This is a genomic window from Bacillus sp. FSL K6-3200, assembly GCF_038630485.1.
Taxonomy (GTDB): Bacteria; Bacillota; Bacilli; order Bacillales; family Bacillaceae; genus Bacillus; species Bacillus safensis.
In genome coordinates this window covers 2,192,217-2,206,148 of the sequence record NZ_CP152032.1, presented here as the reverse complement: position 1 = coordinate 2,206,148, position 13,932 = coordinate 2,192,217, and the positions used below count along the sequence as shown (strand labels likewise).

The following is a 13,932-nucleotide window of genomic DNA, read 5'->3' as shown; positions in this document are numbered from 1 at the left end:
CTCTTCACTACTCCTTTGCCGCTTTTCCTTGTTTGCGATAGTGCTCAACCGTTTGTGCCACAGCTTCTAATGCCTCACCTGACAGCTCTTTTACAGGGCTTTTGGGCGGGCCAACCGGAATTCCATAAAGCTCTGCTGCCTTTTTCAAAGGCGCTGGCAATGTCCCTAAACCGAATGTTGCTCTTAATGGCTGCAGCTGCTTCTGGAAATGCTCACTTTCGTCAAGCTTCCCTTTTTGAAAAGATTCATAGAGTCCAACGACAGTTTCAGGAAGTACATTTGCAGTTGCTGCCACCGCTCCTGCTCCGCCGAGTTTCAAGGTATCTAAAATGAGTGAGTCCGTACCTGCAAGGACAACAAAATCTTCATCTTTTGTGACATCCAGATATGCCTTGATATTTTCAATGTTTCCACTGCTATCTTTAATACCTAGCACATTCGGAAGTGCACTGAGCCGAGCAACCGTCTCTGGTGCTAGCGACACTCCTGTTCTAGATGGAATGTTATAAAGCAGAATCGGAATATTCACATTCTCAGATATGTGGCGAAAGTGCTCATACAGCTCTTCTTGGGTTGGTGCAACAAAGTAAGGTGTAATGATAGACAGAACATCTACCCCTAGATCTGCCAGTTTGTTTGACAGCCTGATGGTTGCCTCCGTACTATTCTCACCTGCTCCAATGAATACCGGCACTCGTCTGCCTACAGCATTCACGACAGTTTCAGCAATTTGAAGCTTTTCTTCCTCTGAAAACAAATGAAACTCTCCATTTGTACCTAAAGCAAAGATGCCGTGTACACCTGAGTCGATCAAACGATTCACTAATTGCGTTGCCACTTCGGGATGAAAATGTTCTTTCTCAGTAAGTGGTGTCAAAATAGCTGGTATAATCCCTTGAATGTTCAAATGATCCTCCCTTTCTAATTTGTTGCATTTTTAAACACATTATAACTTAAGCGCTTTCATGTTATTTATTATAAAAGGATTATGATTTAATTAGCAACACTTTTTTGATTTTTCCGTTATAATCCGTCCATTTCTTATACAGCTGTTGATGTTTTCAACAAAAAAAAGCGAACCATTTTGGTTCACTTTTGAATGACTTTCAACGTACTATCCTTTTTATTTCATTATATAATAGTGATTGAAGATATAGTTTTTAATGCCTAAAATATGATTAAGACAAAATGAAGGAGGATGGTATGAGTAAATTTAGTTTATTTAACAAGTTTTTGGTACAAGAAGGCGAAAAAGAAAAAATGGTTGATATTCTGTTAGAAGCAGCAGAATCAATGAAGAATTTGGATGAATGTGAAATATATCTTGTGAATATTTCCCAGAATGAACCAAATTCTGTTTATGTTTATGAAGTGTGGGCAAATGAAGATGCCCATCAAGCGTCTCTAGGTCTCGAAGCTACCCAAACATTAATAAGTCGTGCGAAACCAATTATTACTGGTATGGAAAGAATCAATACTTTAATAACAAAAGGCGGAAAGGGCATTTCATCTAATTAGAATTAAACCGCCTTAGATATAAAATTAGAGCTAGCTGTCATTGTTGCAGCTTTTTTTCTTATTTAAAGCAAAGATTAAGAACTATTGTAAGGACTACACATTTTAGATATGTGTAGTCCTTTTAATATCAACTGTTTTACTCAACTAACCAAATATAATTGTACATTCACTTTTGAATGACTTTCAACGTATGAAGAAGCCCTTGCACCTTTTGTTCTAATCTTTCGTGTAAAAGGTCAGCATCTTCCGTTTCTTGCGTATTGGGTGCAGCAATACAAAGGTGATGGATCGGATAACTTGTTTCTTGCTTCATGTTATGCATAAGCTGACCCATGAACTGAACAGCTGCGCCGTCTGATAAAGATCGTTTAAGGATAAGCCAAATGGTCAACTCTTCTTGTTGAAGCATGCCGTAAAGGATCATATCGTCTTCGGCGTCTCCTGCGGCATATTCCGCTAATCCGTTAGCTTGCTCGAAAAACAGCATATCTTCAGCTGGCTCTAGCTGTTCATGAAGCGTCTTCGTTCCCGTTCCAATAGACCTTTTCCAAAAAAATCCGCCGTTTTTCTTATGTGAGGAAAGGATGCGAAGAGGCTGATTCACGGAAAACGTCATTCCTTCTGAGCCATATGTCCTCCAGCCATCCGCTATGTTTATAATTGATGCTTTAGAAGAGGCCGCAGGCTCAATCATCAGCTGAGGGTTTGCCCTAAATGGATGCTGGAGCGGTGTTACACTTGTTTTATACACACGGTTGATTCGTTCAGTGGTCAAGACGTGATGCGGCAGTCCTAACTTATCAGTCTTTCCTTCATGAAGCAGAAGCAGCCGATCACAATACAAGCTGGCGATGTTCACATCATGAAATACACCAATGACCGTTAATCTAGAGGAAGTCGTTTCTTCTTTAATTAAATCAAGCAAATCTTTTTGATAGGCTAAATCAAGGAAGCTGGTTGGTTCATCCAGCAATAAATATTCAGGCTCCTGCGCTAATGCCTGTGCCAAATACACACGCTGCTGTTCTCCTCCACTTAACTCATGGATGGGTTGATTCTTAAACTGTGCAACACCCGTTTGTTCCATGACTTTGCTGACGACCTGCACATCTTCTTGCGTGACAGATTGCAGCCATCCTTTTTGATATGGATAACGACCGAATTGGACGGTTTCTTCCACCGTAAATGAAAAAGCTTGGTCCGTTTTCTGTGGCAGAACTGCCATTTTTTGCGCAAGCGTCTTGGGCTGATAGGATTGAACAAGTTGACCGCCAAGGCGTACTTCACCGCTCTTAGGTGCTAAAATTCCTGCCATCATTTTAAGCAGGGTCGTTTTACCGCTCCCGTTTGGGCCGAGTATACCGAGAAATTCTCCTTGCTTTACTTCAAGACTAATGCCACGAATGATCTCTTTATCTCCATATCCACCTCTGATTTCCTTCACTTGAATCATACGTGCGTTCCCCCTCTATATTTACGAATGAGGATGATACCAAATACAGGTGCACCAATTAACGCAGTAATGATGCCAATCGGTAATTCAGTCGGCTCAATGATGGTACGGGATAACACATCTGCTAATACAAGAAAGGAAGCACCGTTCAGCATAGACAAAGGCAGCAGATGCCGGTGATCCGTAATAGTTAAGAGGCGGATAAAATGTGGAATCACAAGGCCTACAAAACCGATCGTCCCCGATACCGCTACTGCACTTCCGGTCAGAATCGAGCCCGCCAGCAGCACAATATATTTGCTCCTTTTCACATGTACACCTAATAGCTTTGCCTTCTCCTCGCCATAAGTCATGACATTCAAATCTCGCCCCATTAGCATTAAAGCAATGGTCCCAATGAGAAAGAAAGGAAGAAATAGCGCAATATAACGCCAGCCCCTCATGGACACACTGCCAAGCAGCCAATGAATGATCTCTTTTAGATCATCACCTGTTAAAGCAATCATCAATGAAATGAGCGCACCCAAAAAAGAGCTGAAAATCACTCCTGTCAAAATTAAAGAAGAGATGCTCATCCCCCGATGAACAAGACGCGCAAAAAAGAGAACGAGACAGAGGGTCACAAGCGCTGTTGTCATACTGAATAATGGCAGTGTGAAACTGCCAAAAAGCGGGAGCTGCAAGCTAAAAAACAGGGTCGCTACGGCTCCAACTGATGCCCCTTGAGATACCCCCAGCGTATAAGGATCAGCGAGAGGATTTTTTAATAAACCTTGAAAAGCTGCGCCAGATAACGCCAGCGCTGCTCCGACTAATGCCGCTAATATGACTCTTGGCAGCCGAATGTTCATCATAATATTGCGATCGATGGAATCAATGGTTCCAAACTGCACTCCGAATAGTTCATGAACAAATATTCGAAGAATAGAAGGAATGGGAATCCCTAAGCTTCCAAAGGAGATTCCCATTCCAATACTCATTACAAGAAGTAAAGTACTTAATGTATATGCGATGATCAATTTATTTGAACGTGTCAGGATAGACGCTTTTCGCAAGAGACTCGACTCCTTCAACCAATCGCGGTCCCGGTCTAGATGCGAGATCCGTATTCAATTGAAAGACTTGTTTTTCTTTCACTGCTTTCATTGCATTCCAGCCGTCTCTTTTTTTCAGATCAGCTAAGCTGGAACCATCAATTGTCACGATGACATCAGGATTTCGTTTGATAATCGATTCTTCTGTCATTTGCACCCAGCCAGTTTGATCGCCAGCAGCATTTTTGGCATGGATAACAGAAAGCATTTCATCCATAAATGTATTTTTACCAGTTGTATAGATTTCAGGAGCACCTGACACTTCGACAAAGACTGTTTTTTGTTTGTCTTTCGAAATCGCCTCTGCTTGTTTATTGATGTCATTCAGTTTTGTTTTCATCTCGTCTACAAGCTTTGTTGATGCTTCTTTCACGCCAGCTGCTTCACCGATCATATTGATTGATTTGTACACATCCTTAAAGGAGGTCGCATCATTTACAGTCAGCACTTGGATTCCTGCATCTTCAAGCTGTTTAAATCCATCTTTTGATCCCATCTGAGATGCATGTGCTAATACAAGGTCTGGCTTTAAGGAAATGACCTTCTCGACATTGAATTCAAGCCCGCCAATCTTCTCTACCTTTTCGACTTCCTTTGGATAATTGTCAAAGTCTGATCGTCCAACCATTTTATCTCCAAGACCGAGTGCATAAGCAACCTCCGTATTACTTGGAATTAACGAAACAATTCGTTTAGGCTGTTCTTTGATTTCGACTGTTTTGCCAGCTGCATCTTTAATCGATACTGGAAATGCCGCAGTGGCCGTTTCTTTATTTTGTGACCCTTTTGCTTTGTGATCTGTCTCAGCGCCTGCACATCCTGCTAAAACACCCATCACAAGCAATAACGATAGCCAAATAGCTGTTAACTTTTTCATGAGTGGACCCCCTGGTTTATGTACTGCTTGACGAAATCTCTTTCGTCAATTCTTTTCTAATTTCGGGAATATTATACTACAGTGCAGATAGGTTGTATATGTGATTTCTAAAAGCGTTTTTTCTGTTCACAAAACAAAAAAACAGCCTCTGAAAAGACTGTTTTTCACTCTTCTATTAATTGATTTGTTCTCCATTGATGACGACTTTCTGAAAGGCAGGCGAAACAGCATGCTCTAAAGATAGGGGATACGCCACATCATCTATGACACAATCTTTCATTTTAAAATGAGTAACAGGAGAATGTGCGTATGCGGCTATTTTTACACCATATCGTCCGCCACTGCTTTTGAGTCCTTCTACTTCAATATGACGTACAACAGGACGATGCGGACCAGCATCTCCTTCCTCATACATCATGTCGATACAGACCACTTCATGCTTTAGACTTTTCACTGTATTGTTTTTAAAATAAATATGTTCAATGGTACCGCCTCTGACAGAGTTGGTTTTAATACGCAGTGCCCGGTCAAGGTTCGGACTGTCCATGACATTATTTTCTGCATAAACATACCTTACGCCTCCAGAGATTTCGCTCCCGATCGTCACACCGCCGTGTCCATCCCGCATCTCATTTCTACGAATGACGATGTTTTCAGATGGAATCCCTATTCTTCGCCCATCCTCGTTTCTGCCCGATTTGATGGCAATACAATCATCTCCGTTATCAAAATAACAATCTTCAATGAGTACATTCCGGCAAGACTCCGGATTGACACCATCTGTGTTTGGTCCATGCCCAATGATTTTAACGCCGCGGACGATGACGTTATCACTTAACACAGGATGAATTTGCCACATTGGTGAATCCTTCACTGTCACTCCTTCGATTAGAACATGCTGACATTGGTATGGCTGGATAAAGCTCGACCTTAAATAATGACCTTCTCCAAATACCCTTTCTTCTACCGGTATTCTCTTTTCCGCCATTTCAAACAAAAGCTGGCGATCCCGATCCTGAGAGGGCTGGCCATTCGTCCCATACTTCCAAGGCCACCAATGATGCTCATCCCCTCTGCCATCAAGCGTTCCTGCTCCTGTAATAGCGATATTTTCTGCATGGTGTGCATAAATGAGAGGTGAATAATTATAAAGCTCAACCCCTTCATATCTTGTCAGCACAAGAGGCAAGTAATCCTTTGAGTCTTGGCTGAATGTCACATAGGCTTTCTCATGCAGATGAAGTTCTACATTGCTTTTCAATTCTAAAGCACCTGTCATAAATGTTCCTGCTGGGATCAGCACCCGTCCCCCTTTCAACCGATGCGCATCATCAATGGCAGACTGAATGGCATTTGTAGAAAGCTCTTGCCCTTCCGCATCTGCTCCATAATGCACCACATTCAATTCACGATCTGGGAACTGCGGTGCTTTTATCTGCTTTAGCACTTGATCGATTCCGTTTGCTTTCTTATTTATCTTCCCTTGCTTTGCTAAACGAGCAATTCCGACTCCAGTTAGTACCGTTCCTGCTGTGATATACATCAAATTCCGTTTTTTAGACAATTTCTCATCCCCCAGTCGCCTTAAAGTGTGACACCTGTTTTGAAAATAGCCAGCTCTCTAAAATTGTTTTTTTCATGATTTAACAGCTTCCCGCTCGCCACATCAATGACAGTTGAAATGAATTTTTCTAATACAACATCTTCCGGTACATCTTCAAGCAGTTCTCCAGCATTAAAGTCAATCCAGTGCTTTTTTGTTTCATATAAGGCTGTGTTGGTTGAGATCTTCATTGTTGGCACAAACGTACCAAATGGTGTCCCCCGGCCTGTTGTAAACAGGACCATTTGACAACCGGAAGCAGCCAGTGCAGATGAAGCAACCAAATCATTACCAGGTGCACTTAATAGGTTCAATCCCTTTTGTTTCAGCAACTCTCCATATTTCAATACATCTTTAATATCAGAAGTACCTGCTTTTTGTGTACAGCCAAGAGATTTATCCTCTAATGTCGAAATTCCACCGGCTTTATTTCCCGGGGAAGGATTTTCATATACCGGCTGTCGATGATCCATGAAGTATTGTTTGAAGTCATTGATCATTTGTACAATATTGTCGAAAGTCGCTTCTGATGCTGCTCTCTCCATTAAAATCGTTTCAGCACCAAACATTTCGGGCACTTCTGTCAGCACAGTTGTTCCGCCTTGCGCGACAAGAAAATCCGACAGTCTGCCTAAAAGCGGGTTTGCGGTAATACCAGAGAATCCATCTGATCCTCCGCACTTCAAACCGATTTTCAGTTCAGATAACGGAATATCTTCACGATGATCTTCTTTCGCCGCATCATAAATTTCCTTGAGTAAAGCGACTCCCGTCTCAATCTCATCTCCTACTTCTTGGCTTCTTAAAAATTTCACTCTCGTACGGTCATATTCACCTAATGTGGACTGAAAATCCTCAATGTCATTGTTTTCACAGCCAAGCCCAAGAACGAGTACTCCTCCAGCGTTAGGGTGTTTCACCGCATTTTGTAGAATGGTTTTGGTATTTTCATGATCGTCTCCAAGCTGTGAGCAGCCATAATTGTGCTTTAATACGAGGGCTGTTTCAAAAGGATGGATGTTTCCACCCATTTCAGCGGTGAATATTTTGATCATTTGATCTGCGATGCCATTCACGCATCCAACGGTAGGAACAATCCAAAGCTCATTACGGATCCCGCTTTCGCCATTTTTTCGTTTATATCCTTTAAAAGTAAGATTCGTTTTTTCATAGGGATTTTCTGATAATGAAGGCAGGTATTCGTATTCGAGCTTGCCAGATAGATTGGTTTTGATATTATGCGTATGCACCCATTCTCCAGCAGAAATTATAGTCACTGCATGACCAATGGGATAGCCATATTTGATAATATTCTCTCTTTGCTTGATTTCAGCCAATGCAAACTTATGACCTTTGGCGACGGTCTCTTTTAAGATAATCGTATGTCCTTGATGCTGCAGCTCCTCCCCTTGTTCAAGCTCTTTTAAAGCAATACCGACATTATCTGAAGGGTGGATGACAATAAAGTCTTTCATGCTTTCTCCCCCTGACTTTCATATTGATGAAGCATCATTCGATGAACAGCTGCTCTCATCCCATGCGTCTGTATGAGGGTAAGCTGATCAGCTACAGCTTGACTCAATCCATTTATATCTGTTAAATCTCTGCCCCATAATGACTCGCATGAAAGAATTTTCGCTGCAATTCCTTCAGTAGAATGGTTTTCCTCTTCCCATGCTTCCTTCATGAGCGTTAGCACAGTTTCATCATCCTTTACCCTTCCTGCATGTGCTCTGTAGAAATAAATGAGACTGCTAAGTGAAAACACAAGTTTCATTGGCAGCTGTTTCTTTCGCTCAACATAATCAAGCAATGACGGGAGATTACGGGTTCGGAATTTGGAAACCCCATTCAGTGCAATATCCAGCAATTGATGCTTTACAAATGGATTGCAAAAACGATCCCAAACGGATTGTGTATAAAGAAGAAGCTCATCTTCCGGGAGTTCAAGCCCTGGAAGTACTTCTTCCTCCAGCATACGCCTGACGAACGGACCAACATGCTCATCATCCACAGCTTCTTTTACAGTTTCTAAACCGCATGAATAGGCAATCGGCACCATCGCTGTATGTGCACCATTTAAAATTCTTACCTTGCTCATACGATAAGGCGCAATATCCTCTACAAAAAGTACATTTAATCCTGCTTCTTGAAAGGGAAGCTCCTTTTGCACAAAGGCAGGCGCTTCAATGACAAAAAGATGATAATATTCTGCCGTGACAAGCAATTCGTCGATATACCCTGCCTCCTTTTCTACAATTTCAGCCGCTTCCTTAGAGAATCCAGGGACAATCCGGTCCACAAGTGTATTACAAAACGTGTTGGCTTCCTTTATCCATATAATAAACCCAGGCGGCAGTTCCCACTCAGCTGCCATACCGATCACATATTCCTTCAATCGATCACCATTTTGTTCCACCAATTCACAAGGCACAATGATCAGACCTTTCTGCTTATCTCCAGCAAATGCTTTAAACCGGTGATACAAGAACGCTGTCAGCTTTCCTGGAAAACTGGCTTGCGGCCGATCCTCCAAACGATCCTCCTTTCTGAACACAAGTCCTGCCTCCGTCGTGTTTGAGAAGACAAAGCGGAGATCCGGGTTTTCCGCTACGTGTAAAAACTCCTCGTAATCCGTATACGTACTAATTCCTCTGCTAATCGATTGGATGATCATACGTTCATTCATTTCTTGCTGGTCATGATATCCTTGAATACATAATGTGTACAAGCCGTCTTGTTCATTTAAGGATGCTACCGATCCTTTTCGAGGAGGAACAACAACCGCTCTTCCTTTAAAATCTGTGCAGTCGTTCAGCTTCTGGATGTGCCAATTGATAAATCCTCGCATAAAATTTCCTTCGCCAATCTGCAAAATCGTTTCCGGATACTCAGGTGCCGGGTATATGGCTTTTGATAATCGTTTCAAATGGATTCCCCTCTCCGCGCGATATGCACACGTGAACATTTTATCTAAACAGATGCTGATTACTGCACCTGTTTGACTGAATCTCTGATCATCAGCTCTGTGTGGACATACACTTTTTCCATATGATCTTCTTCTTGTTCTTCACCGTTTATCACTGAAAGGATAGCTTCTGCTCCAAGTGCACACATTTTTTCAATCGGCTTTTTCACCGTTGTCAATGCAGGTGTGGTATAGGATGAAAAGGCAATATCATCAAAACCAATTATAGAAATATCACCCGGACACGTTTTGCCTTTTGCAAATAAAGCATTCATTGCACCAATCGCCATGTCATCGTTTGAGCAAAAGAGCGCTGTTGGCGGATCATCAAGGGCCAGCAGTGATTCCATTGATTCATAGCCGCTTTTCATGTGATAGTCGCCTTTCATCATATATTCTTTCTTCATAGGTATTTGGTGATCAATTAACGCTTGCAGGAAACCAGCTTTTCTTTCTTGAGTTGATTTAAAGCCTTCTTTTCCTTCAATGATAGCGATTTGTTCATGACCTTGCTGAATGAAATGGTGTGCAGCCTGATAAGCTCCTTGACTATCATCTGCTAATATATTCATGACCTCATCACTTTCTACACGGCGATTCAGCACAATAATGGGAATGCCTTGTTTCTTCACATGATGGATAAATGCTTCATCGTGCTCGCTTTGGCTCATAAGCAAAATGCCATCGTAGCGTTGTTTATGAATGGTTGTGTAATCGTGAAAGTCGTCAATTCCTCTTACAAAGAGATTATAATGCTCTGTCATGACGCTATTGACACCTTTTAACGCATCCACAAAGAAGCTTGAAGATGTCCCTTCTGTTAAACTCGTAAAAAACAGACCGATTGTAAATGATTTTTGTGATACAAGGCCTCTCGCATGGACATTCGGTGAATAATTCAGCTGTTTTGCAATCGACAAAATCTTTTGTTTTGTCTTCTCCTTAATAAAAGGACTGTTATTCAAAGCCCTTGATACCGTGGTATGAGAGACATTTGCCAATTTTGCTATGTCTTTAATTGTGACTGTCATGCTATTTCCGCCTTTTATGATTTTTTACCATCTTATCATAAAACCGCTTTCATTTTCTTCATGTCATCTTGTTTGGATGCTTAAGCTGCTTTGCCCGGTCAAATTGGAAATACTGTCTGGCATTTTCATAGCTGATTCCTTTCACGATTCCCCCTAACAGCTCAAGATCATAAGGGACTTCTCCTTTTTCTACCCAATCTCCGATGATATCGCAAAACAGTCTTCGAAAATATTCATGCCTTGTATACGAAAGAAAGCTTCGTGAATCTGTCAGCATCCCAATGAAACGGCTGATCAGCCCAATACTTGATAGAGCCATCATCTGCTCTGTCATCCCTTGTTTCGTATCATTAAACCACCAAGCTGTACCATGCTGGATCTTCCCAGGTGTCGTCCCGTCTTGAAAGCTTCCAGCCAATGTTGAAATCACAACATTATCCCGAGGATTCAAGGAATAGAGAATGGTTTTTGGCAGTGCCTGTTTTTGTTCTAAACGATCCAATATTCGGCAAAGCGGCTTGGCAATGTCTTCATCATTCATCGCATCATACCCTGTATCTGGTCCAAGCCGTTCAAACATTTTCGTATTGTTGTTCCTAAGCGCATTGATATGGAGCTGCATCGTCCAGCCCCGCTCATAGTAAGCCTGACCTAGCTGAATAAATGTTTGTGTTTTAAATTTGATCTTCTCTTTTTCCGTCAATGAATGCCCAGACATTCTTTTATGGAAGATGGCTTCCACTTCTTCTTCCGTCGTTTCTTCAAACGTCATTTCGTTAATAGCATGATCTGAGATCAAGCAGCCCTGTTCATGGAAAAAATCAATTCTTGCGAGGAGTGCTGTCAAAAAGTCTTGATAGGATTGTATTGAAGTAGATGAGGCCTCTGCCAGTTCATAAACATACGCTGCAAATAGATGATTCGTTATATCGAGTGCCTTATCAGGCCGAAATCCGGGAAGCACTTGCACAGTGAATCCTTCTTCCCGCAGTTTTTGATGATAGTCAAGCGAATCGACTGGATCATCTGTTGTCACGACTGTTTCAACGTTCGATTTCACAATGAAGTCTCTTGCACCAAAACCCTCTCCTTGCAGCTTTTCATTTACTTTCTGCCAGATGATGTGTGCGGTTTTTTCGTTTAAAAGTTCTTCTACACCAAAATATCGTCTCAGCTCTAAATGAGTCCAGTGATAGAGCGGATTTCCAATGGTCATGGGAACGGTCTTCGCCCACGCCAGAAATTTCTCATAATCTGAGGCATCCCCTGTGACTTGCGATTCGGGTATGCCATTTGCTCTCATGGCACGCCATTTATAATGATCTCCGTAAAGCCATGCTTCGGTGATATTATGGAAGGTTTTATTTTCATAGATTTCTTTGGGGCTTAAATGACAATGGTAATCTATAATTGGAAGGTCCTTTGCAAACTCATGGTATAGCTTTTCCGCCGTTTGACTGTTGAGTAAAAAATGCTCATCTAAAAAGGCTTTCATCAAACTCCCCCATCTCTCTTATAGATAAAAATGATTTGTTCACGTTAACAATTTTATTGTAACCGTTTACAAATTCAATTTCAATCCTGAAACAGGAAAAAACGATCTCCTTTAGAAAAGAAAATCGTTTTTTGGCTATTTTACAGGTGATGATTTTTTTAGGATAATCGCAATAGTTGTTCCAGTGCCTAGTTCACTTTCAACTTGAATATCACCGTCATGCAGCAAGACAAGCTCTTTTGCTATCGCAAGCCCGAGTCCTGTTCCGTTCGTTGGATCATTTGTATTTGTCCCTCTGTAGTAGCGGTTAAATAGGTGCTCCACCGTTTCCTGTGCCATTCCGCGGCCATTGTCTTTCATTTCGATCCGAACTTCTTCATCTGTTTCAGATAAAACAGCTGTAATATGAGTGCCTTTTTCGTTATGCTTCACTGCATTCGCCAGCAGGTTCTCAATCACTCGTCTGAACCAGGCTCTATCGATCTCAAATATGACACCATCTGTTTGATCTTCAAAGGAGCATGGATAATCCTCAGATGAGGAGCTTCTTGAAAACTCGTCCATAATGGAAGCTAAAAATTCACTGAGTTCGACCGGTTTCCGATTAATAGGCAGGGCACCATTCTTCAATCGGTATGTGAGGTTTAAATCCTCGATTAGTGTCGACATGTATTCTGATTTCTCACGAATCACCTGTCCCATTTCCATGACTTCTTCCTTGGACCATTGATATTGATCGGATTCAAGCATGAGTCCATAGCCGTAAATCGTACTTAGAGGCGTTTTCAAATCATGAGACAATCCTGCAATCCATTCTTCCCTTGTGGTTTGAATTTTTCTTCGGTTTGCTTCGTTCTCTTTTAACGTATGTGTGAGCTGATCCATTGTTTTTAGAATATCCTCAAATAAACGGTATTCCCGCTTAATACGGCCTTTTTTATTTTTACTGACTGGAATTCCCTTTCTATTTGTTGGTTCCTGCAATTTATTTTTTGATAAGAAAATCAGCCAGCGAATAATGTGATAAATTGGCAGCCCATAGCGATACGAATACCATAATGTCATGACAATAATAATAGTGAGTGCAAGACCTGCAATTAAGATGGTTGTATATTGATTTAAAGCGTCTGTCTCTTTATCGTATAGCTCGTCTGGGCTGTATACTTTATTTGGTACTGAAACGATGATATACAGTTTTTTATTCACTTTTATATAAGTGAGGTCACTTCTAAACTCCCAAGGCTTCGATTGATACTTGAGCAATTCAACATCTGTTACATCATGTTTCAAACTGGTGTTGGCTCGAATGCCTTTTAAATATTTCCCTTCTTCATTGAACAGATGAACCGATCCGTTCATTCTCTTCAGGAATTCTTTCGTTTCAACCGAATACTGAGATAATGCAGCCAAATTTTTCTCGTGCTGTTTCAGATAATTGGCTACCTTTGTGCTGTTCGTTTTGAACCCATATAACACAATAAAGCTTTCTTGATCAATCTCAATTGGCCAGAAGTACATCTTGTAATCTTTGAATTCTTTTTTTTCAAAGATCTTGATCATTTCATCCTTTTGATAGGATGTTGGAATGGATTTAGGCCGGTGATAACTATAAACGTTATTCTTTTTCGAATCAATCACTTGCAGCCAGCCGTCTCGTTTTTTCACTGCTTGCTTGAGCTGATCGTCGGCTTCCATTTTTCCATCCTCGTTAAAATAAAGCCAGCTCATGAGTGTATCTCCATCAGCTTTTGTTAAACCGGTTTCAGCCATGTTCTCGTATTGTTTTGTTAAATATAAATTATCAGAGAACGTCTGCCCGATCGTCAGAATGGCAATCACAATAAACATTTGTCCGACAAAGTGAAAGAAAAGTTTTGATCGTAAATTCATAAA

The 13,932-nt window shown here is 41.3% G+C and carries 11 protein-coding genes; 1 reads left to right on the top strand and 10 read right to left on the bottom strand.

The features are described from left to right. Positions 1-7 precede the first annotated feature (7 nt). On the bottom strand, positions 8-907 hold the full coding sequence (gene dapA / locus MHI60_RS11080) for a 4-hydroxy-tetrahydrodipicolinate synthase (RefSeq protein ID WP_144483490.1): 900 nt from the start codon (positions 905-907) through the stop codon (positions 8-10). A gap of 296 nt (positions 908-1,203) precedes the next feature. Between dapA and MHI60_RS11075 the strand changes: the two genes are divergently transcribed. Continuing rightward, positions 1,204-1,518 carry a putative quinol monooxygenase gene (locus MHI60_RS11075; RefSeq protein ID WP_144472147.1) on the top strand — a complete coding sequence of 105 codons (315 nt, stop codon included), beginning with the start codon at positions 1,204-1,206 and terminating at the stop codon, positions 1,516-1,518. A gap of 166 nt (positions 1,519-1,684) precedes the next feature. Here MHI60_RS11075 and MHI60_RS11070 read toward each other — a convergent pair whose 3' ends face one another. The 9 genes from MHI60_RS11070 to MHI60_RS11030 form a co-directional block, all read right to left on the bottom strand. Then, positions 1,685-2,971: a heme ABC transporter ATP-binding protein gene (locus MHI60_RS11070; protein WP_144472145.1), complete on the bottom strand. Its 1,287-nt coding sequence runs from the start codon at positions 2,969-2,971 to the stop codon at positions 1,685-1,687. Further along, positions 2,968-4,026: an iron ABC transporter permease gene (locus MHI60_RS11065; RefSeq protein ID WP_144472143.1), complete on the bottom strand. Its 1,059-nt coding sequence runs from the start codon at positions 4,024-4,026 to the stop codon at positions 2,968-2,970. Before MHI60_RS11065 ends, MHI60_RS11070 begins: the two co-directional genes overlap by 4 nt. After that, complete coding sequence (locus MHI60_RS11060; RefSeq protein ID WP_144472141.1) at positions 3,992-4,942, bottom strand: ABC transporter substrate-binding protein; 951 nt, start codon at positions 4,940-4,942, stop codon at positions 3,992-3,994. The genes MHI60_RS11065 and MHI60_RS11060 overlap by 35 nt, the downstream gene beginning before the upstream one ends. A 175-nt stretch (positions 4,943-5,117) precedes the next feature. Beyond that, the gene (locus MHI60_RS11055) at positions 5,118-6,506 is read right to left on the bottom strand and encodes a glycoside hydrolase family 28 protein (protein ID WP_144472139.1); all 1,389 of its coding nucleotides are present in this window, start codon (positions 6,504-6,506) and stop codon (positions 5,118-5,120) included. A gap of 20 nt (positions 6,507-6,526) precedes the next feature. Beyond that, positions 6,527-8,020 carry an altronate dehydratase family protein gene (locus MHI60_RS11050; protein WP_144472137.1) on the bottom strand — a complete coding sequence of 498 codons (1,494 nt, stop codon included), beginning with the start codon at positions 8,018-8,020 and terminating at the stop codon, positions 6,527-6,529. Beyond that, on the bottom strand, positions 8,017-9,474 hold the full coding sequence (locus MHI60_RS11045; protein WP_144483493.1) for a tagaturonate reductase: 1,458 nt from the start codon (positions 9,472-9,474) through the stop codon (positions 8,017-8,019). The genes MHI60_RS11050 and MHI60_RS11045 overlap by 4 nt, the downstream gene beginning before the upstream one ends. Positions 9,475-9,533: 59 nt before the next feature. Then, on the bottom strand, positions 9,534-10,544 hold the full coding sequence (locus MHI60_RS11040) for a LacI family DNA-binding transcriptional regulator (protein WP_095409547.1): 1,011 nt from the start codon (positions 10,542-10,544) through the stop codon (positions 9,534-9,536). A 58-nt stretch (positions 10,545-10,602) separates the two neighbouring features. After that, positions 10,603-12,039, bottom strand: a complete 1,437-nt coding sequence (gene uxaC, locus MHI60_RS11035; RefSeq protein ID WP_144472133.1) for a glucuronate isomerase — start codon at positions 12,037-12,039, stop codon at positions 10,603-10,605. Between the two features lie 135 nt (positions 12,040-12,174). Continuing rightward, positions 12,175-13,929, bottom strand: a complete 1,755-nt coding sequence (locus tag MHI60_RS11030; protein WP_095409549.1) for a HAMP domain-containing sensor histidine kinase — start codon at positions 13,927-13,929, stop codon at positions 12,175-12,177. Positions 13,930-13,932 lie beyond the last annotated feature (3 nt).